The sequence below is a fragment of the Streptomyces coeruleofuscus genome (assembly GCF_039532725.1).
GTDB lineage: Bacteria > Actinomycetota > Actinomycetes > Streptomycetales > Streptomycetaceae > Streptomyces > Streptomyces coeruleofuscus.
The window spans coordinates 159,801-185,529 of the sequence record NZ_BAAASE010000014.1 but is presented as its reverse complement, the minus strand read 5'-3'; the positions used below and the strand labels follow the sequence as shown (position 1 = coordinate 185,529).

Annotated in this window: 31 protein-coding genes and 1 pseudogene; 15 read left to right on the top strand and 17 right to left on the bottom strand. The window is 72.5% G+C overall.

The annotated features are described in order from the left end of the window. Positions 1-63: 63 nt before the first annotated feature. From ABFX81_RS37905 to ABFX81_RS37895, 3 genes are all read right to left on the bottom strand, one after another. Positions 64-768, bottom strand: a complete 705-nt coding sequence (locus ABFX81_RS37905) for a TetR family transcriptional regulator (protein ID WP_086855566.1) — start codon at positions 766-768, stop codon at positions 64-66. A 51-nt stretch (positions 769-819) separates the two neighbouring features. After that, entirely contained in the window at positions 820-1,272 is a 453-nt protein-coding gene (locus ABFX81_RS37900) for a DUF1360 domain-containing protein (protein ID WP_346139368.1), read from the bottom strand. A 76-nt stretch (positions 1,273-1,348) separates the two neighbouring features. Beyond that, complete coding sequence (locus ABFX81_RS37895; protein ID WP_086855568.1) at positions 1,349-2,329, bottom strand: Rieske 2Fe-2S domain-containing protein; 981 nt, start codon at positions 2,327-2,329, stop codon at positions 1,349-1,351. Positions 2,330-2,439: 110 nt separating this feature from the next. On the opposite strand from ABFX81_RS37895, the gene ABFX81_RS37890 reads away from it, so the two are divergent. Both ABFX81_RS37890 and ABFX81_RS37885 read left to right on the top strand, forming a co-directional pair. After that, on the top strand, positions 2,440-2,853 hold the full coding sequence (locus ABFX81_RS37890; RefSeq protein ID WP_086855569.1) for an SRPBCC family protein: 414 nt from the start codon (positions 2,440-2,442) through the stop codon (positions 2,851-2,853). A gap of 16 nt (positions 2,854-2,869) precedes the next feature. Beyond that, positions 2,870-3,178: a hypothetical protein gene (locus ABFX81_RS37885; protein ID WP_059419924.1), complete on the top strand. Its 309-nt coding sequence runs from the start codon at positions 2,870-2,872 to the stop codon at positions 3,176-3,178. A gap of 204 nt (positions 3,179-3,382) precedes the next feature. Here ABFX81_RS37885 and ABFX81_RS37880 read toward each other — a convergent pair whose 3' ends face one another. Beyond that, a complete protein-coding gene (locus ABFX81_RS37880; RefSeq protein WP_086844829.1) occupies positions 3,383-4,372 on the bottom strand; it encodes an SDR family oxidoreductase in 990 nt (329 codons plus the stop codon). A 216-nt stretch (positions 4,373-4,588) separates the two neighbouring features. On the opposite strand from ABFX81_RS37880, the gene ABFX81_RS37875 reads away from it, so the two are divergent. Next, positions 4,589-5,683, top strand: a complete 1,095-nt coding sequence (locus ABFX81_RS37875) for a glutamate--cysteine ligase (RefSeq protein WP_086844827.1) — start codon at positions 4,589-4,591, stop codon at positions 5,681-5,683. Positions 5,684-5,761: 78 nt separating this feature from the next. Here the strand turns inward: ABFX81_RS37875 and ABFX81_RS37870 are convergent, their stop codons facing one another. Both ABFX81_RS37870 and ABFX81_RS37865 read right to left on the bottom strand, forming a co-directional pair. After that, complete coding sequence (locus ABFX81_RS37870) at positions 5,762-6,799, bottom strand: SPFH domain-containing protein (RefSeq protein WP_346139367.1); 1,038 nt, start codon at positions 6,797-6,799, stop codon at positions 5,762-5,764. Positions 6,800-6,804: 5 nt separating this feature from the next. Continuing rightward, positions 6,805-7,236: an NfeD family protein gene (locus ABFX81_RS37865; protein WP_086844823.1), complete on the bottom strand. Its 432-nt coding sequence runs from the start codon at positions 7,234-7,236 to the stop codon at positions 6,805-6,807. Between the two features lie 119 nt (positions 7,237-7,355). On the opposite strand from ABFX81_RS37865, the gene ABFX81_RS37860 reads away from it, so the two are divergent. Together ABFX81_RS37860 and ABFX81_RS37855 are read left to right on the top strand one after the other, a co-directional pair. Then, complete coding sequence (locus ABFX81_RS37860; protein WP_346139343.1) at positions 7,356-7,511, top strand: hypothetical protein; 156 nt, start codon at positions 7,356-7,358, stop codon at positions 7,509-7,511. An 18-nt stretch (positions 7,512-7,529) separates the two neighbouring features. After that, positions 7,530-7,799 carry a hypothetical protein gene (locus ABFX81_RS37855; RefSeq protein WP_086844820.1) on the top strand — a complete coding sequence of 90 codons (270 nt, stop codon included), beginning with the start codon at positions 7,530-7,532 and terminating at the stop codon, positions 7,797-7,799. Positions 7,800-7,812: 13 nt separating this feature from the next. Here ABFX81_RS37855 and ABFX81_RS37850 read toward each other — a convergent pair whose 3' ends face one another. The 6 genes and pseudogenes from ABFX81_RS37850 to ABFX81_RS37825 all read right to left on the bottom strand — a co-directional run bounded on the left by ABFX81_RS37850 (position 7,813) and on the right by ABFX81_RS37825 (position 10,644). Continuing rightward, entirely contained in the window at positions 7,813-8,064 is a 252-nt protein-coding gene (locus ABFX81_RS37850; protein ID WP_346139342.1) for a hypothetical protein, read from the bottom strand. A gap of 108 nt (positions 8,065-8,172) precedes the next feature. Next, the gene (locus ABFX81_RS37845) at positions 8,173-8,349 is read right to left on the bottom strand and encodes a hypothetical protein (protein ID WP_346139341.1); all 177 of its coding nucleotides are present in this window, start codon (positions 8,347-8,349) and stop codon (positions 8,173-8,175) included. A gap of 114 nt (positions 8,350-8,463) precedes the next feature. Continuing rightward, positions 8,464-9,534 carry a helix-turn-helix domain-containing protein gene (locus tag ABFX81_RS37840; RefSeq protein WP_086844818.1) on the bottom strand — a complete coding sequence of 357 codons (1,071 nt, stop codon included), beginning with the start codon at positions 9,532-9,534 and terminating at the stop codon, positions 8,464-8,466. Between the two features lie 145 nt (positions 9,535-9,679). Continuing rightward, positions 9,680-9,880, bottom strand: coding sequence for a hypothetical protein (locus ABFX81_RS37835; protein WP_346139340.1), 201 nt, complete (start codon positions 9,878-9,880; stop codon positions 9,680-9,682). 78 nt (positions 9,881-9,958) lie between these two features. Next, positions 9,959-10,150, bottom strand: a pseudogene (locus ABFX81_RS37830) (hypothetical protein); the annotation flags it as partial. A 95-nt stretch (positions 10,151-10,245) separates the two neighbouring features. Further along, positions 10,246-10,644, bottom strand: a complete 399-nt coding sequence (locus ABFX81_RS37825) for a hypothetical protein (protein ID WP_086844831.1) — start codon at positions 10,642-10,644, stop codon at positions 10,246-10,248. Between the two features lie 401 nt (positions 10,645-11,045). Between ABFX81_RS37825 and dhaK the strand changes: the two genes are divergently transcribed. The 3 genes from dhaK to ABFX81_RS37810 are packed head-to-tail and all read left to right on the top strand — an operon-like array spanning position 11,046 to position 13,090. Further along, complete coding sequence (gene dhaK, locus ABFX81_RS37820; protein ID WP_086844816.1) at positions 11,046-12,038, top strand: dihydroxyacetone kinase subunit DhaK; 993 nt, start codon at positions 11,046-11,048, stop codon at positions 12,036-12,038. A gap of 49 nt (positions 12,039-12,087) precedes the next feature. Then, positions 12,088-12,687 (top strand): dihydroxyacetone kinase subunit DhaL, encoded by a 600-nt coding sequence (dhaL, locus tag ABFX81_RS37815; RefSeq protein ID WP_086844814.1) that lies wholly within the window; start codon positions 12,088-12,090, stop codon positions 12,685-12,687. Beyond that, positions 12,680-13,090, top strand: a complete 411-nt coding sequence (locus ABFX81_RS37810; RefSeq protein WP_086844812.1) for a PTS sugar transporter subunit IIA domain-containing protein — start codon at positions 12,680-12,682, stop codon at positions 13,088-13,090. The genes dhaL and ABFX81_RS37810 overlap by 8 nt, the downstream gene beginning before the upstream one ends. A gap of 82 nt (positions 13,091-13,172) precedes the next feature. On the opposite strand, the gene ABFX81_RS37805 is transcribed toward ABFX81_RS37810, so the two are convergent. After that, positions 13,173-13,862, bottom strand: coding sequence for a glycoside hydrolase family 75 protein (locus tag ABFX81_RS37805; RefSeq protein ID WP_086844810.1), 690 nt, complete (start codon positions 13,860-13,862; stop codon positions 13,173-13,175). A gap of 400 nt (positions 13,863-14,262) precedes the next feature. Here ABFX81_RS37805 and ABFX81_RS37800 point away from each other — a divergent pair, with 400 nt between their 5' ends. Then, the gene (locus ABFX81_RS37800; RefSeq protein ID WP_086844808.1) at positions 14,263-15,249 is read left to right on the top strand and encodes a fibronectin type III domain-containing protein; all 987 of its coding nucleotides are present in this window, start codon (positions 14,263-14,265) and stop codon (positions 15,247-15,249) included. 170 nt (positions 15,250-15,419) lie between these two features. After that, on the top strand, positions 15,420-15,968 hold the full coding sequence (locus ABFX81_RS37795) for a hypothetical protein (protein ID WP_346139339.1): 549 nt from the start codon (positions 15,420-15,422) through the stop codon (positions 15,966-15,968). Positions 15,969-16,034: 66 nt separating this feature from the next. Here ABFX81_RS37795 and ABFX81_RS37790 read toward each other — a convergent pair whose 3' ends face one another. Further along, a complete protein-coding gene (locus ABFX81_RS37790) occupies positions 16,035-16,595 on the bottom strand; it encodes a PadR family transcriptional regulator (protein ID WP_346139338.1) in 561 nt (186 codons plus the stop codon). A 28-nt stretch (positions 16,596-16,623) separates the two neighbouring features. Next, a complete protein-coding gene (locus tag ABFX81_RS37785) occupies positions 16,624-18,639 on the bottom strand; it encodes an FAD-dependent oxidoreductase (RefSeq protein ID WP_086855384.1) in 2,016 nt (671 codons plus the stop codon). 96 nt (positions 18,640-18,735) lie between these two features. On the opposite strand from ABFX81_RS37785, the gene ABFX81_RS37780 reads away from it, so the two are divergent. Continuing rightward, entirely contained in the window at positions 18,736-19,905 is a 1,170-nt protein-coding gene (locus ABFX81_RS37780; RefSeq protein ID WP_086855383.1) for a M20/M25/M40 family metallo-hydrolase, read from the top strand. Positions 19,906-19,942: 37 nt separating this feature from the next. Here ABFX81_RS37780 and ABFX81_RS37775 read toward each other — a convergent pair whose 3' ends face one another. Continuing rightward, positions 19,943-20,311 carry an RNA polymerase II subunit A C-terminal domain phosphatase SSU72 gene (locus ABFX81_RS37775; protein WP_086855382.1) on the bottom strand — a complete coding sequence of 123 codons (369 nt, stop codon included), beginning with the start codon at positions 20,309-20,311 and terminating at the stop codon, positions 19,943-19,945. 234 nt (positions 20,312-20,545) lie between these two features. On the opposite strand from ABFX81_RS37775, the gene ABFX81_RS37770 reads away from it, so the two are divergent. After that, positions 20,546-22,624 carry a SpoIIE family protein phosphatase gene (locus ABFX81_RS37770; RefSeq protein WP_086855381.1) on the top strand — a complete coding sequence of 693 codons (2,079 nt, stop codon included), beginning with the start codon at positions 20,546-20,548 and terminating at the stop codon, positions 22,622-22,624. 36 nt (positions 22,625-22,660) lie between these two features. Here the strand turns inward: ABFX81_RS37770 and ABFX81_RS37765 are convergent, their stop codons facing one another. Next, a complete protein-coding gene (locus tag ABFX81_RS37765) occupies positions 22,661-23,455 on the bottom strand; it encodes a putative protein N(5)-glutamine methyltransferase (protein WP_346139337.1) in 795 nt (264 codons plus the stop codon). Positions 23,456-23,727: 272 nt separating this feature from the next. On the opposite strand from ABFX81_RS37765, the gene ABFX81_RS37760 reads away from it, so the two are divergent. From ABFX81_RS37760 to ABFX81_RS37750, 3 genes are all read left to right on the top strand, one after another. Further along, a complete protein-coding gene (locus ABFX81_RS37760; RefSeq protein ID WP_086846708.1) occupies positions 23,728-24,180 on the top strand; it encodes a MarR family transcriptional regulator in 453 nt (150 codons plus the stop codon). Positions 24,181-24,277: 97 nt separating this feature from the next. Continuing rightward, on the top strand, positions 24,278-24,883 hold the full coding sequence (locus ABFX81_RS37755; protein ID WP_086846710.1) for a molybdopterin-dependent oxidoreductase: 606 nt from the start codon (positions 24,278-24,280) through the stop codon (positions 24,881-24,883). After that, entirely contained in the window at positions 24,876-25,631 is a 756-nt protein-coding gene (locus tag ABFX81_RS37750; RefSeq protein ID WP_086846713.1) for an FAD-binding oxidoreductase, read from the top strand. Before ABFX81_RS37755 ends, ABFX81_RS37750 begins: the two co-directional genes overlap by 8 nt. Positions 25,632-25,729: the final 98 nt, after the last annotated feature.

The window sequence follows — 25,729 nt, the reverse complement described above, 5'->3', positions numbered from 1 at the left end:
CCTGGGGCTCTTGGAGAAAGGGCCGGGACGGACCTGGGTCCCGGAGCGATGAGCGGCGGCTGCCTACCGGCCTGCCCGACCGGTCGGTCCCGCCGGTGACGGGGCCGGAAGCCCCGCTGCGAGTTGCTCGAACGTCTCCCGGAAGACGTCCACGAAGGCGAGTTCGTCCTGCCGGACGCACCAGTGCTCGACGGCGACCCGGACGGCCGCGATGCCGACAGCGGCGAGCAGACGCGGATAGAGGCCCAGCGCCCGCCTCCTCCGTTCGTCGTCCGGCGACCCGGGCCCCGCGCGGTCCTCGGAGAAGAGCGGCGAGCCGGCGCCGACGCGCTCGGCGAGCGCTTCGGCCAGGGCGAGTTCATCGGCCATGTGGGCGCCGAGACTGCGCGCGAGCAGGTGCGGTGAGCGGCGCAGCACCTCGGAGTGCAGGCGCCACAGGTCCTGCTGCTGCTCGATTTCCGCCAGCTCGGCCGCCATGGCGTCGCGCAGGGCCTCCAGCGGGGACTTTTCGGTGGGCGCCGCCCGTACCGCGTGCCGGACCCTCGCACTCGCGTCGGCGCCGATCATGACGAAGACGTCGTCACGGGAGTCGAAGTAGTTGAAGAACGTCCGCGCGGACACCCCGGCTGCCTCGCTGATCGCGTCGACGGTGACGTTCTCCGCCCCGTGCTCCGCCGCCAGCCGCACCGCGGCCGCCACCAGGGCAGCGCGGGTCGCCCGCTTCTTGCGCTCACGCAGCCCGACACCGGCCGGGTTCCCCTCCGTCATGGCTGCATGGTACGCAAAAATGCAGGCTCTGCAAAAATTCCGGTCCCGCGGTCAGTCGGCCGCCGTCGCCCTGGTCATCAGCGCGCTGTACCCGAGTTGCAGCGCGTCCGCGCCGGCCAGGGCCGTGAGCGTGCCCATGGCGATGCGGGTCGGGCGGGGCCAGAGGAACTGGCCGGCGGTCAGAGTCGTGGCGACCCAGACGCTCATGCAGAACGGGCAGGTCGCGAGTTCGCCGACGGTGTGCTTGCCGTGTTCGGGGCGAGCCTCCTCGTGCAGTTCGGCGGGGCCCTGCGGGCCGACGTACCTCGTGAAGGGAGCCCGCAGCGGGCTGGTCACCGATGCCTTGCTCAGCAGCCGGCTGAGCCGGAACGTGGCCACCGAGGTCAGCACCACGTCCCACGGCTCGGGCCGCTCGGGCAGCGGGCGCCCGTCGCGCCGTACCGCGGTCGTCCAGGCCGCCGTGTACGCCGCGAAGCCCGCCATGGCCGCGAGATAGCCGCCCAACGGTCGTTCATGCCCCGCCTCATACGTCCGCCGGGTGCGCTGGAGGAGCTCCTGGAGCCGCCGTGCGAAGCGGCTGTCAGTCACTGTCGCCGTGTCCACGTGCGGCACCTGGTCGCGTTCCGCTGCCGTGTCCGACCAGATCCCGGTCGTTCCCCTCATGATCTCCCTCGTCCTGGTGGTGCAGGCGTACCTCGACGTGGCCGCCGGTGATCCGGGTTTCGAAGGCGGGCTGAGGAGCGGTGGCCGGGCCGCGGACGTTCCAGCCGTCGGCGAGGCGGAAGACGCTGCCGTGCCACGGGCACCGGACGCAACCGTCGGCGACGGTGCCCTCGGAGAGCGGTCCCGCGAGGTGACTGCACCGCTCGGCCAGCGCGTGGACCACCCCACCGGGTTCGCGTACCACCAGCACCGGCACATCGTCGACGCTGCGCCGCACCGGCTGGCCCGCCGGGAACTCGTCCACGGTGCCGATCCGGTGCCAGCCTTCCGTGACGACGTGCGGAACCTCTTCGGCGTGGTTGGCGCCGGACGCCTGCCGGTAGGCCAGGTGGCCGCCCAGCATGCCGCCGAGTCCGACCGCCGTCAGCCCCAGAAAGCCGTACGCCCGGCCCGCCGCTTCACGTCCCTTGACCCGGCAGGTGAGCGAGGCGGCGTACAGACCGACGGCCGTGAAGTTGCTCAGCGCGTGCGCCAGTCCGACGCGCTGCTGCTGACGGTGCAGGTCCGCCCAGTCGACCCAGCCCGCCAGGGCCGTGGGCGCGGCGGCGGCCAGACCGACGCCGACCAGCACCCCCGACTCGCGGGAGCGGCCGGGCCGCAGGTCCAGGACGGCCGCCGACAGCCAGCTGCCGATCGGCACCTGCACCATCAGCGGATGCACCGGATGCCCCAGCCACCTGCCGTGCAGCAGATCCCGGCCGCGCCCCAGCGGCAGGGCCCGCACACCCCTGCGGAGCAAGTCGATCACCGTGTCGGCCCGAGGCTCCCGCTCCAGGCGGTCCAGCAGCCACAGCACCCGGTTCTGCCCGACCGGCCGACGACGTGGCGTTGCGCTCATGCTCAGCCGGGTCCCCACCGGCACCGACGGCAAACGGGCCCGGAGGATTACGGCCGGGCCTGCCGGGAACGCGGTGCGCTGAACCAACCCGAAGCGAGGCCGGTGCCGCGATGACCGAGTACGAACGTTCCCGCACGATGCCCGCACAGCCGGAGCAGGTCTTCGACCAGGCCGCGAACATCGGCCAGTTGGACACCTGGCTGCCGGAGGCCCTGCACGTCGAGGCCGAGGAGCTGCCCGCGGTCACCGTGCACGAGGACCGCACGGACGAGGACACCTCCGCCCTGCTGCGTGCCCAGCGCGACCAGATGCGGCTCGAATGGGGCACCCGCGACCAGGGCAGCTACACGGGCTGGCTCCAGGTCGCCGGGATCGGCGGCGGCGCCAGTGAGGTGACGGTGCACTTGTCGTTCTTCGACGACAGCCACGACCCCGGCGAGACGATGGTCCGCGACGCCCTGGACACCAGCCTTCAGCGCCTGGAGGAGCAGGTGCGGCTGCGCGTCGACCACACGGCCGGCTGATCCGGGAGCGCACGCCATGGCACGCGTCAAGCAGTACGCCGTCGCGGCGTCCGGACAGTGGACCGACGAGGAGGAAGGCCGGCGCCGCCTGCCGTCCGGCGAGGTGCACGCCTGGGAACCAGGGCTGAACCAGACCGTCTGCGGCCTGTCCCTCAGCCGCTCCCGGCTGGTCCGCTTCCCGCACGTCACCTGGCCGGACACCTTCCCGGAGTCCGGCGGTGCCGCAGACCGCGTCCGGCGCCAGTGCCCGCGGTGCGCCTCGGTCGCCGGGCGCCGTGGTCAGGACGCACGTCCCCGGTGGCAGCGCACGAACCCACGGCCGTGACGCCGTAGAACCGATTCCGTCCGGCACGACGGTCCTGCTCGCGGCCCGGACAGACTGCTTGGCGAGGACGGCAACCATGGGGACGACCATCATGGAGACGACCAGTGCCCGCCTGGGAAGCCACGGCTGAGACGGGCGACCGGGGCGTACCGCCCGGCCACGACAGGCGCGGGGGCCCGTACTCGGCGCCCCCGCGCCGACCCGTCAGGCGCCCGCCGGGCCGTGCGTCGCCCGCCGCCCGGCGGCCACGGCCGCTCCCGCCAGCGCTGCGGCGACGGCCGTCCTGCGCAGCGCGGTGCGCCGTCGGCCACCCCAGCCGCCGTGCACCGACCCCTCCCCCTCGGCCGGTACGTGCAGTGTTCCGTGCGTGGCCGGGGCCTCCTCGTCGCGGGACAGGTGGGTCTTGTCGGTCTGCCGTGCCATGGCCCGCTCCGCGAGCCCGGGTGCCATCCGGGCCTGGCGCACCAGTGCGCGGCCCGCGGGGCCGACCACTACTTCGCGATGTGGCCGGCGGACGAGTCGCACGACGGCCCGGGCGACGCGCTCGGGGCTGTACACGGGCGGCATGGCCACGACCTTGCGCCCGGTGTAGTTGGCGGCCTGCTGGAAATGCGGTGTGTCGATGGTCGCGGGCAGCACCGTGCACACCTCGATGCCCTTCACACCCTCCACCCGGAGCTGCTGCCGGAGGCTGGAGCCGAGTCCGCGGACCGCGTGCTTGGACATGCCGTACGGGTGGCTGTACGGCTGCGCCACGGCACCCACGATGGACGCGATGTTGATCAACGTGCCCGCGCCCTGCTCCCGCATCACTCGCAGAGCCGCCCGGGCCCCGTGCACGTAGCCCATGACGTTGACGTCCAGGACCTTGCGGAAGTCCTCAAGCGGTACGTCCTCGAAGCGGCCGAAGGCGTTGACGGCCGCGTTGTTGACCCAGACGTCGATGCGGCCGAACTCCTGCACGGCACGCCGCGCCAGGTCCTCGACCGCCTTGGCGTCCGTCATGTCGGTCGGCACGACCAGTGTCCGTGCCCCGCGGTGCTTCGCACACGCGTGGGCCGCCGCCTCCAGCGCCTCCTCGCGTCGCGCGGCCAGCACCACGGCGCAGCCCTTGCGCGCGAACGCCTCCGCCGTGGCCCGTCCGATCCCGCTGGACGCTCCGGTCACCACCACCACGTGATCGCGCAGTCCCATCCCGTACCTCCTCACGTCTGCCCGAGCCGGGCACCTCCTGCCCGCCTCCGCGGCGGAACGAGTACCCGGCACGGCCGTGTCACCGCACTATTGGTTTGCCAGGGTTTGTCCTGCCGTGGCCGCGGCACTCGGGGCACGCGCGAGCGTCCGGCCGGCAGCGTCCGGCCGACGCCGCGTGATCCGGTCCCGGTGACGGGGCAGAACAGAGGGTGACCGATGACGACGATCGGTGTGGAAGAGGAGTACCTGCTCCTCGACCCGGTTACCGGGCTGCCGGTACCGCTGGCCGACAAGGTGCGCGCCGCGGCGGGTCTGGCGCATCTCGTGGCCGACCAAGAGGTGCAGTGCGAGCTGCTCCAGGCGCAGGTCGAGGTGGCCACGCCGGTGTGCGACACATTGGAGGAGGCGGGGGGACATCTGCTGCGGCTGCGGCACGCCATCGGAGCGGCGGCCGAAGCACACGGCTGCCGGATCGCCGCCTGCGGGACGCCTCCGCTGCGTCATCGTCACCCGGTGGCCGTCACCGACCAGGCCCGTTACCGGGCCATGCTCACGCAGGCGCCCCAACTGGTGGCGGAACAGCTGGTCAACGGCATGCACGTGCACGTGGCCGTGCCCAGCCGCGAGACGGGCGTTCAGGTGCTGAACCGGATCCGGGTCTGGCTGCCGACCCTGACGGCCATGTCGGCGAACTCCCCGCTCTGGGACGGCCACGACACCGGCTTCGCCAGCTGGCGCACCGTGATCTTCGGCCGCTGGCCGGTCAGCGGCGGGCCCCCGTTCTTCCGTGACGTGGACGACTACGACCGGCGCGTGACGCGACTGCTGGAGAGCGGCGTGATCTCGGACACCGGGCAGTTGTACTGGCAGGCCCGCCTGTCGGCCCGGTACCCCACCGTCGAGGTGCGGAGCCTGGACGTTCAACTGCGCGCGGACGACGCGGTCATGCTCGCCGGCATGACCCACGCGCTCGTGGACACGGCCATCGCGGAAACGGTCGCCGGGGCGCCCGTGCCCGACTGCGCGCCGGAGCTTCTCCAGGTGGCTCTGTGGCATGCCGCCCGGCACGGGCTGGGCGACACCTTGGTCTGCCCGAGCGGCCGGCCACGGCGGGCCGGCGACGTGCTCTACCAGCTCCTGCGGCACGTCGCACCGGCACTGGAGGCGTCCGGCGCGACCCGGCAGGTGACGGCCCTGGTCCACCGGCTTCTCCAGAACGGGACCGGAGCGGACAGGCAGCGCGCCGCTCTCGCCGAAGGCGGCATACGGGCCGTCACCGACCTGATCGGTACGGAAAGCAGCATGGCGTGATTCCCCGACCGGCCACGGCCCCGGCCGGGGCCGTGGCCACGGGCGTCCCCTGCCCCTTCGTCACACCCCCGGCCGCTGTCAGCCGGGGGGCTGGGAAGGGAGAGATCCGGGGCTGGTGCGATCGGCCTTGGCCGCGTCGGCGAGGGCCGCGGCAGCGGCCTGCGCTGCCTGCGCCGTGTCGTCGGCGGCCTGGGCATCCATGTCGTCCGTGGGCTTCTCGCGGGTGGCCGGCGACGGGGGCAGTGCCTCGCTGAAGGCGCGGGACACCCCCTGGAGTGCGGAGGTGACCTCACTGGGGATCACCCAGAACGTGCTGCCCGCTCCCTGCGCCAGTTGGGGCAGCGTCTGGAGGTACTGCCAGGCGAGCAGCTTGGGGTCGGGGTCGTTGCGGTGCACTGCCTGGAACACCTCGTCGATGGCCCGGGACTGGCCCTCGGCCTGGAGGATCGCGGCAGTACGGTTGCCCTCCGCGCGCAGGACGGCGGCCTGCTTGTCGCCTTCGGCGGTGAGAATCTGCGACTGACGCTGCCCTTCGGCCCCGAGGATCGCGGCTCGCTTGTCCCGCTCGGCTCGCATCTGCTTCTGCATCGCGTCCTTGATGGACTGCGGAGGGTCGATGGCCTTGATCTCCACCCGGTTGACCCTCAGCCCCCACTTCCCGGTGGCCTCGTCCAGGACACCGCGGAGCTGGCTGTTGATCGTGTCGCGCGAGGTGAGAGTCTTCTCCAGGTCCATGGATCCCACGACATTGCGCAACGTGGTGACGGTCAGCTGCTCGACCGCCTGAAGGAAATTCGCGATCTCGTAGAAGGCCGCTCGCGGATCGGTGACCTGGAAATAGAGGACGGTGTCGATCTCGACGACCAGATTGTCCTCGGTGATGACCGGCTGCGGTTTGAAGGAGACGACCTGTTCCCGGAGGTCGATCACCGGATGAACCCGGTCGATGTACGGAATGACGAGGCTGAGGCCGGGATTCAGGGTCCGGTGGTAGCGGCCGAGTCGCTCGACATTGCGAGCACGGGCCTGGGGAACGATACGGACCGCCCGCACCACGGTGAAAACCGCGAACAGCGCGACGATCAGGCCGGCAATCAAGAACGCCGAGGCTTCCATGGTCATCAGTCCCGTGGGTAGACGATGGCGGTGGCGCCACTGATCTGTATGACGTCGACGGTCTTTCCGGCAGGAATCACCTGGGTCTCGTCCAGGGCGCGGGCCGTCCATTCCTCACCGTCGATACGAACCCTGCCGCCCAGGCCCGTCACCTCCGAGACGACATAGGCACCCTTGCCGACGAGGGCGTCCACGCCGAACCGTGCCGCTTGGGGCTTGAGCACGTGGCGCAGCGCGACGGGACGCAGGAACAGCAGGGTGACTGTTGCCACGGCGGTGAAGACCAGGAACTGGAAAGGCAAGGGAAGTCCGACCGCGGCGGAACCCGCCGTGACCAGCGCCGCCGCGCTCAGCATCCCCAGCGCGGCGGTCAGGGTGAAGATCTCCGCCACAGCCAATACGCCCGCGATGATCAACCAGATCAGCCATGGATCCATCGCGCGCCCCCTCTCAGCGGTACGGCCCAGGAAGGGTCTTTTGCGTCCGTTTTACCCACAACGCGAAGATCCTTACCCCAGGCAGACGTCACAGACTTGCCGGGCTGGAGCCGCTGGGGGTGGTGCTGGGCCTGGCGGTGGTCGCCGGGATCGGTTTCACTGTTGCCCCGCTGACCGGCGGGGAAGAGGAGACACGCGATGACGACGCCGACGGCATCCCCGACATCTACCAACGGACCGGCTCTGGGCACGCCGGTGCCACGGGCGACGGCTGACGTGGCCCGCGCAGCATCATGACCGGCGCCGGGTCGCTGCTGCCCGTGGTCGTGGTGGTCGCCGCGCTGATGATCAGGGCCGCGATCGGCGAGCTGCGCCGGCCGGGCAGCGTCCGTCGGCAGTGGGCGTGCGCGACGAGCGGGCCTGCCGTGGCCGCCGGGCTCGTAGCGGCCGTGGCCGTCGCCGTGACGGGCTGGTCACAGGCCGGGGCGGTGGCCTTGGCATGGGCGGCGCTGGCCGGCGCGCTCGTCGCGTTCCTCGTGGGCCGTCCGGCGAACAGGCCCTGACACCCCGCCCTCGTCAGACCGCGGCGATGCCCACCTCGTTGGTCAGGCTCAGCGTGCCGTGCTTGTCCATGCACAGGATCTCCTGAACATTGGCGAGCGGCTCCTGGAGGACCTTCAGCCTTCCGTCGCGCTTCACCTGGTACGTGGTGACCGTGGACTTCTCCGCCTCGGCGACCAGCATGCGCTTCCCGCTCCGGTCGAAGATCACGTACGCGACCTTGTCGTGCACCGCGCCACTGGCCGGGAACTCCCCACCGGACGCCACGACTTGCCGGTCCTCGAGCCGCTGTCCCTCCACCCGGAACGACGCCACCGTGTTGCTGCCCGCGTTGACCGCCAGCAGCCTCCCCGAGGCGTCGTCGTAGACGCCTTGTCACCGCCCTTGCCGCCGGTCCCGTAGGTCCCCCGCGGGTTTCAGGCTGCCGTCGTCACCCCGCGCGAAGGCGTGGATGCTGTTGCCGTCCAACTCGTTGCCTTGGACGAAGACGACGTGGTCGGCCCCGGCAGCGGTACCGGAGTACTGACCGGCCGAGGCCAGGGAGACAGCCACCGTGGCCGCCCCGGCGATGGCGAGGGCCCCGCGAGTGGGCGGAGGGAACGGGCGCGCCGATGCGGAACGGCGGTCGCGTCAGACTCTCGTAAGAGTCCTGCTGCAGGTCACCGCTCAGAAGGATTCCGCCGGCCAGTCCAGCAACCGGGCCCCGATCACCGCGGTCTGCAGCGTATAGCGGTGGACCGGGTCGGACGGATCGGCTCCGGTGAGCTTGTGGATGCGTTCCAGGCGATAGGTGAAGGCCCGCACGCTCAGCGACAGCCGCCGCGCCGCCTCCGCGGACACGCAGCCGGAATCGAAGTACGCGGTGAGGGTGTCCAGGAGCGGCTGGGCGCCGCCGCGGGCCTGACGCAGCGGGCCGAGAGCACTGTGCACCAGGTCGGCCATGGCCTGCCGGTCGCGGGTGAGGACCGGATAGACGAGGAGGTCGGCGGCGCGCAGCACCGGCTCGTCGAGTTCCAGTCGTTCGGCGAGTTCAAGTGCGTTCAGGGCCTCTTCGTACGAGTGGGCGACGCCTGCCGCGCCGGGCTGGGGGCGGCCGATCGCCACCTGTCCCCCGCCCGTGGCGGCGAACGCCTGCTTCGCGAAGTACGCGAGAACCTCGTTCTGGTCGCCGGGGGCGATGCACACGAGCCGTCCGTCCTTGGTGGTGAGCAGGATGCTGCGGTCACCGAACCGGCTGATCAGCGCGCGCTCCACCTCCCGGGGGGCCGGATCTCCCTCGTCGTAGGCGGTCGTGCCGCGCGCCACGGCGACCGCGTGCTCGTACGACAGGCGCAGCCCGTAGCGCTCGGCGCGCTGGGCCAGCCGGCCCAGGTCGCTGCGGCCGTACAGCAGGTCGTCGATGAACTCCCGGCGGGCGGCTTCCTCCTGGCGTACGGCGTGCCGCTGGGCCCGCTCGTAGCCCTCGGCGAACGCGTCCATGGCCTGGGCGGCGGCCGCGAGCACACCGTCCACGCAAACACCGTTCCCGGTCGGCCAGTTCGCCCGGGCCTCGGCCATGTGGGCGGCGACCAGGGCACGCAGTCCGATACCGGCCTCCGCTGCCTTCTCACCCAGCGCGCGGCGCGAGTCCAGTTCCTCCCGCGTCAGCCGGCGGCCCGTCGCGGAGGCGTCTCCGAGGAGGCCGGCGTATCCGTCCAGGTACTTGCCGTACCCCTCGGACACGTGCTGACCTGTCATGGAACTCCCCCCGTTGTTGCGTCCTTGACATCTTTTCCTCTCTGCCGGGTTCCGGCAATGATGAGAGCGTCGGAGTGCGGCCGTAGCACGTGTCAAGGTCGACTCGCCTGCCGAGGGGAGGCAGGCGGGACGTCCGCGCGGCACCTCACTGTTCCCCGTTCGCCGGGCCCGGCGGGCGGACCGCGTGGCGGGCGAGGGGGTCGGCCATCAGATTGCGTGGGTCGGCCGCGCGGTTGATAGCCGTCTCCACGGCCGCGATCCGGTCGGCGAGCACCCCGAGGGTGGTGGTACGTGCGCCGCCTTCGCTCCAGCGCAGCGCCTGTTCACTGGTGAGGGTGCCGCGCATCTCCGCCAGGGTCGGTCCGGTCGCGCAGGGCTCGCAGCGCCTGCTGACGGGCGGACTTCAGACGGCCGTCGAGTTCAAGATCCGGATGTCCGCGCGGATGTTGTCCCGGCAGATCAGGCCCTCCTTGCCGACCCGGGTGATCTCGATGGTCTTCACCGAGATGTCCATCACCTCGGCCTTGTGCAGCACGGGCAGCACGACCTGCCCGGTGAAGGTCACGTCGACCTTGCGCATCTTGGAGACGATCAGCGCCTTGCCCTGCTCCACCTTGGGAACAGCCGGGCGACGACGCGGAAGTCGAAAGCAAGGGAGTGCCGAAAGGAGAGGCAGAAAGGGCCGGAGCCGTGTTCCGGCGACGCCGCGGCTCAGACGGCGTGGTCCGCCCGTACGGACGGCCCGGGTTCATCCGGGAAGAGGCGGTGCAGCGGACGCACGATCAGACACGTCGCACCCCAGGCTACGAGCGTCGCCCCCACGGGTACGACCAGGTGCAGCATCCCGGCGACCGGTCCCGGGACCGCGAACACGGCGAACAGAACCGCCGCTCCGACGCTCAGGGACCAGGCGAGCACGGTCAGCAGGGAGAAGGCCACCGTCACGGGCACCCCGTCCATGCGCCAGGCCCGGAGATCCACGTCCGCGTCGAAGCTCCCGACGTCGGTGACACCCACGGCCGCGAGGAGCCAGAAGCAGACGACCACGACGAGCGCGGCGGTCAGCAGGATCGTGGGCGGGCCCGCGGCCGCTGCCAGAAGGGTGCGCATCTCATGGTCCCCCTCTCCCCCGCGGCGCATCTCGGTCGTCTCCGGCGATGCCCGGTCGTTCGGGGCCTTGGTGCCGGGCACCTGCCGGTGTCCGGCACCAAGGCGATCCGCCGTGCTCCCCGCGAGCCATGCTGCACGATCCGGCCCGGGCCGCGCATTGCCGGTTCCCGGCAGTGTTCATGGGGGTCTGCATGCCGGGGCCCGTCAAGAAGACGTCAAGGCAACCGGTGCCTCGGCTACCTGACGACCCGTCGGCAGGGTCGGCGTCGAGTCGGCATCAGTACCGCCGCGACCCGCTGTCGACGGCCGGGAAACGCCAAGATCGACAACTGGTCAAGCCTGAGCCGGGCTGCGAGGATGAAGGCCAGAGGCGCACGTACCAGTCTCACCAGGAGGTACCCGTGAAGATGCTGATCAACGTCCCGGAGACCGTGGTCGCGGACGCGCTGCGCGGTCTGGCGGCTGCCCACCCGGAGCTGACCGTGGACGTGGAGAACCGGGTGATCGTGCGGCGGGACGCTCCCGTGGCCGGGAAAGTGGGGCTGGTCTCGGGCGGTGGCTCGGGGCACGAGCCGCTGCACGGGGGTTTCGTAGGCCCCGGGATGCTGTCGGCGGCCTGTCCCGGCGAGGTGTTCACCTCCCCGGTGCCCGACCAGATGCTGCGCGCGGCCGCCGCCGTGGACAGCGGGGCCGGGGTGCTGTTCATCGTGAAGAACTACACCGGTGACGTGCTCAACTTCGACATGGCCGCCGAGCTGGCCGAGGACGAGGGCATCCAGGTCGCGAAGGTGCTGGTCAACGACGACGTGGCGGTGACCGACAGTCTTTACACGGCGGGGCGGCGCGGTACCGGCGCGACCCTGTTCGTGGAGAAGATCGCGGGCGCCGCCGCCGACGAGGGCATGCCGCTGGAGCGGGTGGAGGCCATCGCCCGGCAGGTCAACGAGAACTCCCGCAGTTTCGGTGTCGCGCTGAGCGCGTGCAGCACTCCGGCCAAGGGCAGCCCCACCTTCGATCTGCCGCCCGGCGAGCTGGAGTTGGGCATCGGCATCCACGGCGAACCCGGCCGGGAGCGGCGGGCGATGATGACCTCCGGCGAGATCGCCGAGGCCGCCGTCGAGGCGGTGGTGGAGGACCTGAAGCCGCGCAATCCCGTACTGGTCCTCGTCAACGGCATGGGCGCGACGCCCCTGCTCGAGCTGTACGGCTTCAACGCCGAGGTGCACCGGGTGCTCGCCGCCCGCGGCGTCCCCGTCGCCCGCGTTCTCGTGGGCAACTACGTCACCTCCCTGGACATGGCGGGCGCCTCCCTCACCCTGTGCCAGGTCGACGAGGAGATGCTGCGGCTGTGGGACGCGCCGGTGAAGACGCCGGGTCTGCGCTGGGGCGTGTGACGCGGAAGGGGCAGAGGACCACCACGTACCTACCAGGCAAGGAGACCCAGTGCTCGACGCCGATTTCTTCCGCCGTTGGATGACGGTGACCGCCGTGTCCGTGGACCGCGAGGCGGAACGGCTCACCGCCCTCGACTCCCCCATCGGGGACGCCGACCACGGCAGCAACCTCCACCGAGGGTTCACGGCCGTGACGGCGGCCCTGGAGAAGGAGGCTCCCGGCACGCCCGGCGGGGTCCTGACGCTGGCCGGGCGCCAGCTGATCTCGACGGTCGGCGGCGCCTCGGGGCCGCTGTACGGGACGCTGCTGCGCCGTACCGGCAAGGCGCTCGGGGATGCCGCCGAGGTCAGTGCGGAGCAGCTGGCCGAGGCGCTGCGGGCCGGGGTGGACGCGGTCATGACCCTCGGCGGTGCCGCGCCGGGCGACAAAACCATGATCGACGCGCTGGTGCCCGCGGTGGACGCGCTGGGCGACTCGTTCGCGGCTGCCCGGACCGCCGCGGAGGAGGGCGCCGTGGCGACGACGCCCTTGCAGGCGCGCAAGGGCCGGGCGAGCTATCTCGGCGAGCGCAGCATCGGGCACCAGGACCCGGGTGCCACGTCGGCGGCGCTGCTCGTCGCCGGACTCGCGGAGGCCGCCGGTGAGTGACGAGCGGCTCGTGGGAATCGTGCTGGTGTCGCACAGCGCGGAGGTGGCCGCGTCGGTCGCCGAGCTGGCGAAGGGGCTCGCGGGCGGCGGCCCGGCGGTGCCCGTCGCCCCGGCGGGCGGTACCGAGGGCGGCGGGCTCGGCACCAGCGCCGAACTGATCGCCGCGGCGGCCGCGTCCGTCGACCGGGGTGCCGGCGTCGCCGTGCTGACCGATCTGGGCAGTGCGGTGCTGACCGTGAAGGCGCTGCTCGCGGAGGGCGACGAACTCCCGGAGCAGACACGGCTGGTGGACGCTCCGTTCGTGGAGGGAGCCGTGGCCGCGGTCGTCACGGCGGCCACCGGGGCCGACCTCGCGGCGGTGGAGTCGGCGGCGGCGGAGGCGTACTCGTACCGGAAGGTGTGAGACGGGGGCCGGGCGCGCCGGGAAGCGGCGTGCCCGGCGGCCCCGGTCTCCAAGCGGTGAAGGAGGCTTCCCCGACCCTCCGTCAATCGCCTACCCCGCCGACGAATTGCCTCGCCAGCCGCTCCCCCGTCGTCACGGCCGCCGCGTGGTCCTCGATGGGGGACACGCGGGCATCCTTGAAGACGATGTAGGTGACGCCCGACGGTGTGCCGCCGCCCCGCGGGTCGGTGCGGATACCGAGGGCCTTGGCGGTCGCGTACGACGCCTCTCCGATGATGTCCCGCGGGCCCGTGTCGCCGACGACCGCGTACTCCACACGGTTCTGGTGGACGACGGCCACGACCGAACCGCCGCCCACGCCGTGCTCCCGGTAGTCCCAGATGCGGCTCGGGGCGGGCACGACGATGAAGGGGAGGCGTTCGGCGCTCAAGGGGCGGCCGTCGGACTGCGCGTAGGCGGTGCTGTCGGAGAAGTACGGGTCCGTGCGGCGGTTGCAGCGGGGTCCGGGGCGGCCGTCGCAGTCGATGTCCATGTCGGCTTTCCAGAACACGGCGTCGCGGGTGCCGCAGACGGGGATGTTCGCGGGTACGCCGCTGTCGCTGCGGTACCGGCCGCGGGAGACCGGGGTGCAGTCGCGCACCTTGGCCAGCAGGTCGGCGGCGCTGACGGGGTTCCCGCGCCACGTCACGGGCTGGGGCGTGACGGCGGGGGGCGTCGTCGGGGCGAGCAGGGCGGCGCTGGCCGCGGCCAGTGTGAGTGACTGGACACGCACGATAGGGGAGCCTCTCCTGGGGGAACCTGACGGACACTCAGCCCAATCTGTCCCCGGGGGCGATCACCCGGCCACCGCTGGAGGGCCGGACGGTGCACGGCCCCAACCTCCGACAGGCGCCGGGGGCCTGAGTCCGCGTAAGGACCCAGGCCTGCCCGGTCACCCGCGCCGGCGCGGGATCTGCGACGACAGCGGTCCGCGCGACAGATCCGAACTCCCCGGTGTCCGCCAGGAGTTCGGTCGTGAGGTCTTCAGCATACGTAACTCTCCCAGGTGGTCACGAACGGCGGTGGGTGACGCCCTCACAGAGGTCTCCCCGCACCCGCCCTCTTGATGTGAGCGCACCGGCCGCGCATATTGGTCCGGACCATTCCCGAGTGCCGCCCCGGGAGGCAGTGTCGTGCGAGGCCTTTCCGCTCTCCCCTCCCACGTCCGTCGCCTCGCGTTCTGCGCGGCTCTCGTCCTGGTCGCCTCCTGCGGCCGGACCGCGACGGGCGAGGGGCACGGCGGAGCTCCGCCCGGCGCGCCGACAGGCGTCACCGCGACAGCGGGCACGGCGACGAGCGTGCACGTCATGTGGAACACGACCGCCCGGGCCGATGTCTACGAGGTGTATCGCGGCACCACCAAGGTCAGGGAAGTGCCGGGCTCGAAACACATGGTTGACGTCACCGGACTCCGGCCCTCCACCCCGTATGTCTTCACCGTGCGGGCGCGGGACGCCGAGGGGCGGCCGGGTCCGCACAGCCAGGCGGTCCGGGCGAGGACACCCGCGGCCGTCGCGGACGACCGCTCCGCACCCACCCGCCCGTCGGCGCCGCACGGCCGGGCGGCCGGCAGCCGGGCGGTCCAGCTGTCCTGGGCCGCCTCCAGGGACGACCGTGGCGTGGCGTCGTACGACATCCATCAGGGGGACGCGAAGATCCACAGCGTGAGCGGGTCCCAGACGGCCGCCGTGGTCACGGGGCTGCGGCCCGGCACGGCCTACTCGTTCACCGTCCGGGCCAGGGACGCGGCCGGGAACGTCTCTCCCGCCACACCCGCCGTCCGTGTCACGACGCCGGGCACGGACGACGGCCGTGCGACGGCCCCCACCGGCTTCCGGGCGACGAGCCACCGCGCGGACGGGGCGTACTACGTCGACCTCAGCTGGGTGCCGCCGCGCGTGGACGGTGAGGTCACCGAGTACCAGATCCATCTGGACGGCCGGCCCGCCACCTCTCTGGTGTACGGCGGGGACGCGCCGCGCGACCGGGCCACGTACAGCTTCTACGTGGGACGGGACGCCGGTGTCAGCCACCGGATCCGGCTGCGGGCGATGCTGCCGGACGGCACCTGGGGAGGCTTCTCGGCGGAGCGGACGGTGACGACAGGTCCGGGGCGCTGACGCGCTCCACGGCAGGTCCGGCCGTGGGAACCCGTCACCTGCCCGGCGGCACCCGGCGTGCGGCCGGGGCCGGTGGCGCTTTGGCTGACCCCTGAGGCAGCACGGGCGTTCCCCGATCCTCGGCGGCGCAAGGGATGTACCGCCAACCGTGCCGCCGGAGGGCAGTCCACATGCGCAACTCATCGCCAGTTCTCCGCTCCGGCCTGACCGTGGCAGCCGCCGCCGCGCTGCCCTTCGCCCTGGCCGCGGTGCCCGCTTCCGCGGGCCCGGGCATCTCCGTGAGCACCACGGGTTCCACGGTGTCGGTCACTACCAGCACGTGCACCCAGATCAACGGCAGCTGGGGCACCGCCTCACTTCTCACCAGCAGTCAGGGCAGCTTCGCCCAGGGGCGCCAGGTGACCCTGTCGGGCACGTCGACCAGTCAGTCCGCTGCCTGGTCGAACGTCACCTCGGGGACGTACACCGTCATCGTCATCTGCTCGGACGGCACCACCGCGGGCACACAGTCCGTCGTCGTCTCCCCCGCTCCCTCCCCCACGAGGTCACCGTCACCGTCCCCCACGGCCTCACCGTCCCGCGGGGTCATGGGCGGGGCCGGCGGGAGCGCCACGGACTACGGCACCGTGACGCTCGTGGCGGGCGGCACGCTGGTCGGGACCGGTCTCCTCGCGACGGTCTGGTACCTGCGCCGGCGCAACAGGCCGTACCGGCTCTGATCCGGTACGCATGGCGGCCCGCCCTCCCGAAGCGCTCCGGTCGGGCGGGCCGCCGTCATGTCCGGGTCAGGCCGGGCGGGTCGCCTCGCCGTCCGGGAGCTCGGCGACGTCGGCCAGGGCGCGCCTGAGCCACTGGGTCCAGAACGTCTCCAGGTCGATGCCGGCCCGGAGCACCAGATGCCGCAGCCGGTCCTCGGTGCCGTCCCGGCCGGGCGGGAAGTCCCGCTTCTCGATCTCCTGGTACTCCGCAAGCTGACGTTCGTGCAGCTCCAGGTGGCGTCGCAGATCGGCCTCCAGACCCGCGGTGCCGACCACGGCCGCCGCCCTCAGCCGCAGCAGCAGCGCGTCGCGGTGCGGCTTGGGGTCCTGGGAGGCGGCCGTCCAGCGGGCCAGTTCGGCGCGGCCCGCCGGCAGGACCTCGTAGCTCTTCTTCTGCCCGCGGGTCGGCTGCTCGGCGGGCAGGGCCCGGATCAGGCCGTCGGTCTCCAGCCTTCCCAGCTCGCGATAGATCTGCTGGTGCGTCGCCGACCAGAAGTACCCGATCGACCGGTCGAACCGGCGGGTCAGCTCCAGCCCGGACGACGGCTTCTCGAGCAGGGCGGTGAGGATCGCGTGCGGGAGTGACATGGCCTCATCCTAGGGACGCGTTCCCGCACTACAGGGCGGCCGCCAGCTCGGTGCCCTGCTTGATGGCGCGCTTGGCGTCCAGTTCCGCGGCCACGTCGGCGCCGCCGATGAGATGCGCGCTGCGCCCGGCCGCGATCAGTTCCTCGTACAGGCCGCGGCGCGGCTCCTGGCCGGTGCACAGCACGATCGTGTCGACCTCCAGCACGGTGCTCTCGCCGTCGATCGTGATGTGCAGCCCGGCGTCGTCGATCCGGTCGTAGCCGACGCCCGGGACCATGGTGACGCCGCGGTGCTTGAGTTCGGTGCGGTGGATCCAGCCGGTGGTCTTGCCGAGGCCGGCGCCGACCTTGGAGGTCTTGCGCTGGAGCAGGTGCACGGTGCGCGGCGGGGCGGGCCGCTCGGGCGCCGCGAGGCCGCCAGGGGCGCGGTAGTCCAGGTCGACGCCCCACTGGCGGAAGTACGTCTGCGGGTTCTCGTGCGCCTTGTCGCCGCTGTCCGTGAGGTACTCGGCGACGTCGAAGCCGATACCGCCCGCGCCGAGGATCGCGACCCGGTCGCCGACGGGGGCGCCGTCGCGCAGGACGTCGAGGTAGCCGACGACACTCGGGTGGTCCACGCCGGGGATGTCGGGGGTGCGCGGCGTGACGCCGGTGGCGACGACGACCTCGTCGAAATCGTCGACGTCGCCGGCCCCGACCGAGGTGTTCAGCCGTATGTCGACGCCGTGCCAGTCGAGCTGGGTGCGGAAGTAGCGGAGCGTCTCGTCGAACTCCTGCTTGCCGGGGACCTTGCGGGCGACGTTGAGCTGGCCGCCGATCTCGCTCGCCGCGTCGAACAGCGTCACGTCGTGCCCGCGCTCGGCGGCCGAGACCGCGCAGGCCAGCCCGGCCGGACCGGCGCCGACGACCGCGACGCGCTTGCGCAGCCTGGTCGGGGAGAGCACCAGTTCGGTCTCGTGGCAGGCGCGGGGGTTGACCAGGCAGGAGGTGATCAGGCCGCTGAAGGTGTGGTCGAGGCAGGCCTGGTTGCAGCCGATGCAGGTGTTGATCGCCTCGGGCCGGCCGGCCGCGGCCTTGATGACGAAGTCCGGGTCGGCGAGCATCGGGCGGGCCATCGACACCATGTCGGCCACGCCCTCGGCGAGCAGTTCCTCGGCGAGTTCGGGGGTGTTGATGCGGTTGGTGGTGACGAGCGGGACGGACACCTCGCCCATGAGCCGCTTGGTGACCCACGTGTACGCGCCGCGCGGCACGGAGGTCGCGATGGTGGGGATGCGGGCCTCGTGCCAGCCGATGCCGGTGTTGATGATCGTCGCCCCGGCGGCCTCGACGGCCTTGGCGAGGGTGATCACCTCGTCGAGCGTCGAGCCGCCCGGGACGAGGTCGAGCATGGACAGCCGGTAGATGACGATGAAGTCCTCGCCGACCGCCTCGCGCACCCGGCGCACGATCTCCAGCGGGAAGCGCGTGCGGTTCTCGTACGAGCCGCCCCACCGGTCGGTGCGCTGGTTGGTCTGCGACGCGATGAACTCGTTGATGAGGTAGCCCTCGGAGCCCATGATCTCGACCCCGTCGTAGCCGGCCTGCCGGGCGAGGCGGGCGGCGCGGGCGTAGTCGTCGATGGTCCGCTCGATGTCGGCGTCGGTGAGCTCGCGGGGCGGGAAGGGGCTGATCGGCGCCTGGAGCGGGCTGGGCGCGACCAGGTCCTTGTGGTAGGCGTACCGGCCGAAGTGCAGGATCTGCATGGCGATCCGCCCGCCCTCGCGGTGCACGGCGTCGGTGATGACCCGGTGCTGCTCGGCCTCCGCCTCGGTGGTGAGCTTCGCGCCGCCCTCGTAGGGGCGTCCCTCGTCGTTGGGCGCGATTCCGCCGGTGACGATCAGGCCCACTCCCCCGCGGGCGCGGGCGGCGTAGAAGGCGGCCATGCGGGCGAAGCCGCCCTCGGCCTCCTCCAGACCGACGTGCATGGAGCCCATGAGGACCCGGTTGGGCAGGGTCGTGAAGCCCAGGTCGAGGGGGGTCAGCAGGTGCGGGTAACGGCTCATCGGGCCCTCCGTGCGCGGTGTCGTTCTGTAGTTGTAGAGGACCGCCGACTGTTTATGCAACTAGTTGCACAAGGTGATGGAGGGCACAGTAGGTCCATGACCAGGGACCTCGGCCTTTCCTCCCCCGTGGTGGAGCTCGCCGGCGAGCTGATTCGCCGGCCGAGCCGCGCCGGCATCGACGACCACGAGCCCGTCCTGGCCGTCCTGGAGGACTGGCTCGCCGGCCGGGGCCTGCCGAACCGGCGTCTCCACGACGACGCCCGCCGCCCGGTCGCACTGCTGGTGGAGATCGCGGGCGGCCGGCCCGGGCCCTGGTGGGCGCTGGACGCCTGCGTGGACACCGCGCCGTACGGCGACGAGTCGGCCTGGTCCTTCCCGCCCGACGCCGGGGACGTCGTCGACGGCCGGCTGCGGGGCAGGGGCGCGGCCGACTCGAAACTGGCCGCGGCCCTGTTCTGCCACATCGCGGCCGAGCTCCACGGCCGGGCCGGTGAGCTGCGCGGCGGGCTCGCGGTGCTGCTGGACGCCGACGAGCACACGGGCGGCTTCGGGGGTGCCCGGGCGTATCTCGCCGACCCGGCAGCGGTCCGCCCGGCCGGGGTGATGATCGGCTACCCGGGGCTGGAGGAGGTCGTGGTCGGCGGGCGCGGGCTGTGGCGGGCCAGGATCGCCGTGCACGCGACGTCAGGGCACTCCGGGTCGAGCCGGGCGGCGGTCGGTGCGGTGTCGCGCGCGGCGCGTCTCGTACGGCTGCTGGACGAGGCCCCGCTGCCCGGCGTGAGCGGGGAGTTCCCGCTGCCACCGAAGCTGACGGTGACCTTCTGCCACGGCGGCGAGGGCTTCTCCGTCGTCCCGGACCTGTGCGAGGTCGGCGTCGACGTCCGCACGACGCCCGGCTTCGGCGCCCGAGCGGCCGAGGCCCTGGTCCGGGCGGCGGTGAGCGAGCTGGACGAGCGGTCGCCCGCGCCGCGCCCGACCGAGGTCACGGCGGTCGCGGCCTGGCCGCCGTACCGGCTGGCCGAGGACGAGCAGCCCGCCGCGGCGCTCCTGGGTGCGGCGGCGGGCGAGGGGCTGCCGGTGCGGTCCAAGACGGCGGGCCCGTCCAACATCGGCAATCTGCTGGCGGCCGAGGGCATCCCGGCCACGGCCGGTTTCGGCCTGCCGTACGAGGGACTCCACGGCGTGGACGAACGCGTGCACCTCGCGGACCTGCCCGTGGTGCACGCCGTCTACCGGCGGGCCGTCCTCGGCCTGCTGGGGGCGTGAGGGGCGTTCACCACGGTCACCGGATCATGAGGGGCGGTCACCGGCTTTCGAGGCGCACGTGCAGTTCCTTCTCCTGGTCGCCGGAGACCGTGCTCATGTCCCGCACGGCGAACAGCGCGTCCAGCCTCCTGCGGAACTGCTCGATCGCCCAGTAACCGCCGTGCAGGTCGGCGTCGACGGAGGACGACAGCCGGCCCGGTCGCGCGCCCTCGTGCGTGTCGGCGACATCGAACGTGCCGAGCCACACGGTCGGGCGGGTCTCGTGCAGATCCTCCGGTACGTCGTCCGCGCACCGGTCGGACTCGAAGCAGGCGCAGAGCGTGTCGAACACGATCCGGGCGTCCTGCTTGCTGCACCCGCTGATCTCCACCGAGACGTTGTGGGGATGCGGTTGCTCACGGTCCATCGTGATCGCTCCTCTCGTGGCGTATCCGCCCCTACCCCAGCAAAGCACCACCTTCTGCCGAGCACTACCGGCGGTACCCCTGCCGTGATGGCGGGTTTACGGAGCGGGCCACTCCGTGTTGGGAGAAGGTGGAAGGTGACGGAAGGGGCCTCGGATCGACGGCTCCGCGCGGTAGAACATGGGGTGTCGGCACCGTGACGGCGTGCCGCGAGATCGGCGAAGGCGGGGCGTGGGATGAGTGCAGGCGGGTCCCCCATGGCCGAGGGCGACGGGCCGGTGCACGCGCCGGCGCGGCCGAGCGGGCTGCTCGACGTCCTGCGCGTGGCCTCCGTGGTCCTGGACAGCGAGGGCCGCATCGTGCTGTGGAGCCCCCAGGCCGAGGAGCTGTTCGGGTACTCGGCGCAGGACGCGCTGGGCGAGTACGCCGCCCGGATCATGGTCCACGAGCAGCACGTCGACCTCGTGGTCAAGCTGTTCGCGGACGTCATGGGCACCGGGCAGAGCTGGGCCGGGGCCTTCCCCGTCCGCCGCAAGGACGGCACCACGCGGCTCGTGGAGTTCCGCAACATGCGGCTGCTGGACGACCAGGGGCAGGTCTACGCACTCGGTCTGTGCGCCGACCAGTCGACCGTGCACCGGCTGGAGCGCGATGTGGCGCTGTCGACGCGGATGATCGCCCAGTCCCCGATCGGGCTGGCAGTGCTGGACACGGAGCTGCGGTACGTCTCGGTCAACCCGGCCCTGGAGGAGCTCAACGGCGTGCCGGCCGAGGAGCACCTGGGCCGGACGGTCCGCGAGGTGGTGCCGCGGATGGACGTCGACGCCCTGGAGACCGCGGCCCGCCGGGTCCTGGAGACCGGACAGCCGGTCGTCGACCAGTCCACGATCGGCCGCACCCCGGCCGACCCGCACCAGGACCACGCCTGGTCGATCTCGCTGTACCGGCTGGAGAACGCCTTCGGGACCGTGCTGGGCGTGGCCGTCTCGATCGTGGACGTCACCGAGCAGTACCGCGCGGGCATCGAGGCCGAGGCCGCGCGGCGCCGGCTGGCCATGATCGCCGACGCCTCCGGCCGTATCGGCACCACGCTGGACCTGGACCGCACGGCCCGTGAACTCGCCGACGTGGCCGTGCCCGAACTCGCCGACGTCGCCGCCGTCGACCTGCTGGACGCGGTGGTGCAGGGCCGGAGCTCCAGCCTGGGCCCGGCCGAGGCGGCCGTGATCCGCGCGCTGGCGGTCCAGGGGTACGACTCGGCCGAGGCGCTGGAGGCGGCCGACGCGCCCGGGCAGGTGGCCCGGTACGCGCCCGACCGGCTCGTCACCGAGTGCGTGCGCTCGGCAAGCGCCGTGATGCTGCCGGAGGTCAAGGACGAGGACCTGCCGCGCATCGCCCGGTCCCCGGAGGCGGCCGAGCTGCTGGGCCGGGCCGGGGTGCACTCGTACCTGGCGGTGCCGCTGATCGCGCGCGGCGAGGTGCTGGGCGCCCTGGACCTCAAACGCACCCGCAATCCGCTGCCGTTCACGGAGGACGACCTGCTGCTGGCCCGTGAGCTGGCCGCGCGGGCCGCCGTGCAGATCGACAACGCCCGCTGGTACCAGAGCGCCCGCGACACCGCGCTCACCCTCCAGCGCAGCCTGCTGCCCAGCCATCCGCCCGTGACGGGCGGGCTGGAGGTGGCCTCCCGCTACCAGCCGGCCGGGGCCACGAGCGAGGTGGGCGGCGACTGGTTCGACGTGATCGGTCTGGACGGCGGCAAGACCGCGCTCGTGGTGGGTGACGTGATGGGCAGTGGCATCCCCGCGGCGGCGGCCATGGGGCGGCTGCGCACGGCGACCAACACGCTGGCCTCCCTCGACCTCGATCCGGCCCGGCTCCTGGAACACCTCGACAAGATCACCGCAGGTCTGGAACAGGCCATCGCCACCTGCGTCTACGCCGTCCACGATCCGCGTCTGCGGCAGTGCCGGATCGCCAACGCCGGGCACCTGCCGCCGGTGCGCCTCCGGGCCGGGCGGCCTCCCGAGCTGCTCGACCTGCCGACGGGGGTGCCGCTCGGCGTCGGGGGTGTCGCCTTCGCCACGACGACCGTGGACCTGGAGCCGGGCGACCGGCTGGTGTTCTACACCGACGGTCTCGTCGAGACCCGGCGCGACTCGCTCGACGACCGGCTCGACACGCTGCTGTCCCTGCTCGAAGGGCCCGACCGCCCGCTGGAGGAGGTCTGCGACCTGCTGCTGCGCACGCTGCACGAGCCGGACAACTTCGACGACGTGGCGCTGCTCATCGCGCGGGCGACGGCACCGGACTGAGGTGCCGCCGCCGGAGCCCGGCTGATGCTCGGGCCGTTACGGTGCGACGCCGATCACCACATGGGCGTACAGCTCCTCCGAGACGGCGAGGTGTGCCGTCAGGCCGTTGCGTTCGAAGGCGTCGAGGGCGGCAGGGGCCTGGTGGCGGCTCGTCTCCACCAGGACGCAGCCGCCGGGCGCGAGCCAGCGGGGCGCCTCGGCCGCGACCCGGCGCAGGACGCCGAGGCCGTCCGCACCGCCGTCGAGGGCGACCAGCGGCTCGTGGGCGCGGGCCTCCAGCGGCAGCAGGCCTATCTCGTCGCTCGGTACGTACGGCACGTTGGCCGCGAGGATGCCGACGCGGCCCCGCAGGTCACCGGGCAGCGCGTCGAAGAGGTCTCCCTGGTGCACGTGACCGCCGGCGGCGGCGACATTGCCGCGAGCGCAGCGCACCGCGGCGGGGTCGATGTCGGCGGCGTGCAGTTCGCAGCGGCCGAGTCCGGCGGCCAGGGCCGCGCCGACGGCGCCCGAGCCGCAGCACAGGTCGACCACGACGCCTGCGCCGGGCGCCCGGGCCAGGGCCTGCTCGACCATGAACTCGGTGCGGCGGCGCGGCACGAAGACGCCCGGGTCGACGGTGATGCGCAGACCCCGGAACTCGGCCCAGCCGACGACGAGTTCGAGGGGCAGACCCGCGACGCGGCGTTCGACCATGGCGGCGGCCTCGGCCGGGGTGCGGGCGGTGGCGAGGATCAACTCGGCCTCGTCCTCGGCGAAGACGCAGCCCGCGGTGCGCAGGGCGACGACCACGGAGTCACGGGACGACGGTGGGACGGGAGACACGGAGGGCATGGAGCCAGGAGCCTTTCGAGATTCGAAGGGCGCTCCTGCGGTCGCCTACGGCCGGCGATCCGCGCGACGTCGAGGAGAGAGCACCCGAGCTGACACAGCGGTAATGGGGCTCACCTCCTCGGTTCGGCGACGGCTGGGTCCGTCCACAGCCGGCGGCAACACTACCCGACGGGCCTGCCGACCTGTACGGCACCTGGTCCGCCGCCCCGTAGCCGGGTGGTTGGGTTATGCAACCATGGAGTGACCGGGGGCGACGTGGTGAGGGAGGTCCGATGAAGCCGGCCGATGCCGTGGAGACCATCCAGCGGGAGATGACGGCCTTCGCCCGCCGTGCCCGTGCCGCGGCGGGGCGGATGCACCCGGAGCTGTCGCTGGTGTCGTACACGCTGCTCGGGCACCTGGAGGAGAGCGGCCGGTGCCGTGCCACCGACCTGGCCGCCCACTACGCGCTGGACAAGTCCACCGTCAGCCGCCAGGTGACCGCGCTGGAACGCGCCGGACTCATCGAACGCCGCCCCGACGCGGACGACCAGCGCGTCCAGGTGCTGCACCTGACGGAGGCCGGGCGGCGCATCCTGGCCCAGGTCACCGAGAGCCGCCGGGCGGCCTTCCGGGAGCGGCTGGCGGACTGGCCGGCCGAAGACCTCGCGCGATTCGCCGACTACCTCGTGCGCTACAACGCGGGTCATGGTTCCGGTCGGCACGCCCAGGGGCGCAGCACGTGAGCACGACCAGGGGCGCGCCCCACGTACGGTTGAACACGCAATCACTGATCACGCCGGCCCGGCGGGGCACCGTCGGCCCGGTCCGGAGGCACACCGCATGCACATCACCCGAGGCTTCACCGGGCGCCCACGTGTGGCCGACCCCGGTCTGCCGCCCGGCCAGTACGACGCGGGCGACGACTGGCCCGTGCTGTCCGCCGAGGTCACTCCCGACCTCGCACCCGCCGACTGGACGTTCCGTATCGACGGTCTGGTGGACGAGCCCCGCACCTGGGACTGGGAGGAGGCACACCGGCTGCCGCCGTCGGCGTACGAGGGAGCCATCCACTGTGTGACGAGCTGGTCGAAGTTCGGAGTGCGGTTCGCGGGGGTGTCCCTGGACGCGTTCTGGGATGTGGTCCGGCCCCATGGGTCGGCGACCCATGCCGTCGCCTACTCGCACACCGGCTACACCACGAACCTCCCGCTCGCCGACCTGACCGGTGGGCGCGCCTGGATCGCGTGGGAGTACGACGGCAGGCCGCTCGCCCCCGAGCACGGCGGCCCGGCGCGGCTGCTGGTGCCGCACCTGTACTTCTGGAAGAGCGCCAAGTGGATAGCGGGCCTGCGGATCCTCGACCACGACGAGCCGGGGTTCTGGGAGCGGAACGGCTATCACCACCGGGGCAACCCCTGGCAGGAGCAGAGGTACTCCGGTGACTGAGACGTTCGTGCCTCCCACGCGGTTCGCCGTGCCCGGGCGCATCGCCGTGAGCGAGCAGGCCGCCTCCGTGTGGCAGACCGCCACGCTGACCGGGATCCGCCGCGAGACCGCGCGTGCCACCACCTTCCGGTTCGCCGTGCCCGGCTGGCCGGGGCACCTGCCCGGCCAGCACCTGATGGTGCGGCTGACCGCCGAGGACGGCTATGTGGCCCAGCGCCACTATTCGATCGCCTCCGCGCCGGACGACTCCGGGCACGTCGAGCTGACCCTCGACCACGTCGAGGGTGGCGAGGTCTCGGGCTGGTTCCACACCGTCGCCCGGCCCGGCGACCAGGTCGAGGTGCGTGGCCCGGTGAGCGGCTTCTTCGCCTGGCCCGGCGACCGGCCCGCGCTGCTGATCGGCGCCGGTTCCGGCGTCGTGCCGCTGATGTCGATGGTCCGGCACCACCGGGCGCGGAACCTGACCGTGCCGCTGCGGCTGGTGGTGTCCGCGCGCAGTCCGGAGGAGCTCATCTACGCCCGGGAATTCGGCGCCGAGACGACGCCCGTGTTCACGCGGAGCGCGCCGGAGGGTGTGCCGGTGGGACGTATGGCAGCCCCACATGTGGCGCCGCTCCTGGCCGAGCAGCCTTCCAGTGGGTGGGAAGCCTATGTGTGCGGCTCCAACTCCTTCGCCGAGCACGCCTCCCGATTGCTCGTGACGGCCGGTCAGCCGGTGGAGCGCATCCGGATCGAGCGGTTCGGCTGATCTCGCCGGCGGCCCTCCCCCGGTGGTGTCCCAGGGGTGGCGCGGGGCTCGCCATCGGGGTGCCGGACGCGGACCGTCGTGCGCGCGGGCCGGTGTTT

Bases quoted from the DNA above. Each gene is read 5' to 3' on its own strand.
- ABFX81_RS37840 (WP_086844818.1), bottom strand. From the start codon at position 9,534: ATGACAGGTCAGCACGTGTCCGAGGGGTACGGCAAGTACCTGGACGGA.
- ABFX81_RS37795 (WP_346139339.1), top strand. From the start codon at position 15,420: ATGCGCAACTCATCGCCAGTTCTCCGCTCCGGCCTGACCGTGGCAGCC.
- ABFX81_RS37890 (WP_086855569.1), top strand. From the start codon at position 2,440: ATGACCGAGTACGAACGTTCCCGCACGATGCCCGCACAGCCGGAGCAG.
- ABFX81_RS37755 (WP_086846710.1), top strand. From the start codon at position 24,278: ATGCACATCACCCGAGGCTTCACCGGGCGCCCACGTGTGGCCGACCCC.
- ABFX81_RS37885 (WP_059419924.1), top strand. From the start codon at position 2,870: ATGGCACGCGTCAAGCAGTACGCCGTCGCGGCGTCCGGACAGTGGACC.
- ABFX81_RS37895 (WP_086855568.1), bottom strand. From the start codon at position 2,329: ATGAGCGCAACGCCACGTCGTCGGCCGGTCGGGCAGAACCGGGTGCTG.
- ABFX81_RS37870 (WP_346139367.1), bottom strand. From the start codon at position 6,799: ATGGAAGCCTCGGCGTTCTTGATTGCCGGCCTGATCGTCGCGCTGTTC.
- ABFX81_RS37880 (WP_086844829.1), bottom strand. From the start codon at position 4,372: ATGGGACTGCGCGATCACGTGGTGGTGGTGACCGGAGCGTCCAGCGGG.
- ABFX81_RS37825 (WP_086844831.1), bottom strand. From the start codon at position 10,644: ATGCGCACCCTTCTGGCAGCGGCCGCGGGCCCGCCCACGATCCTGCTG.
- ABFX81_RS37905 (WP_086855566.1), bottom strand. From the start codon at position 768: ATGACGGAGGGGAACCCGGCCGGTGTCGGGCTGCGTGAGCGCAAGAAG.
- ABFX81_RS37875 (WP_086844827.1), top strand. From the start codon at position 4,589: ATGACGACGATCGGTGTGGAAGAGGAGTACCTGCTCCTCGACCCGGTT.
- ABFX81_RS37865 (WP_086844823.1), bottom strand. From the start codon at position 7,236: ATGGATCCATGGCTGATCTGGTTGATCATCGCGGGCGTATTGGCTGTG.
- ABFX81_RS37775 (WP_086855382.1), bottom strand. From the start codon at position 20,311: ATGGACCGTGAGCAACCGCATCCCCACAACGTCTCGGTGGAGATCAGC.
- ABFX81_RS37785 (WP_086855384.1), bottom strand. From the start codon at position 18,639: ATGAGCCGTTACCCGCACCTGCTGACCCCCCTCGACCTGGGCTTCACG.
- ABFX81_RS37790 (WP_346139338.1), bottom strand. From the start codon at position 16,595: ATGTCACTCCCGCACGCGATCCTCACCGCCCTGCTCGAGAAGCCGTCG.
- ABFX81_RS37770 (WP_086855381.1), top strand. From the start codon at position 20,546: ATGAGTGCAGGCGGGTCCCCCATGGCCGAGGGCGACGGGCCGGTGCAC.
- ABFX81_RS37760 (WP_086846708.1), top strand. From the start codon at position 23,728: ATGAAGCCGGCCGATGCCGTGGAGACCATCCAGCGGGAGATGACGGCC.
- ABFX81_RS37835 (WP_346139340.1), bottom strand. From the start codon at position 9,880: ATGCGCGGCACCCTCACCAGTGAACAGGCGCTGCGCTGGAGCGAAGGC.
- ABFX81_RS37855 (WP_086844820.1), top strand. From the start codon at position 7,530: ATGACCGGCGCCGGGTCGCTGCTGCCCGTGGTCGTGGTGGTCGCCGCG.
- ABFX81_RS37780 (WP_086855383.1), top strand. From the start codon at position 18,736: ATGACCAGGGACCTCGGCCTTTCCTCCCCCGTGGTGGAGCTCGCCGGC.
- ABFX81_RS37765 (WP_346139337.1), bottom strand. From the start codon at position 23,455: ATGCCCTCCGTGTCTCCCGTCCCACCGTCGTCCCGTGACTCCGTGGTC.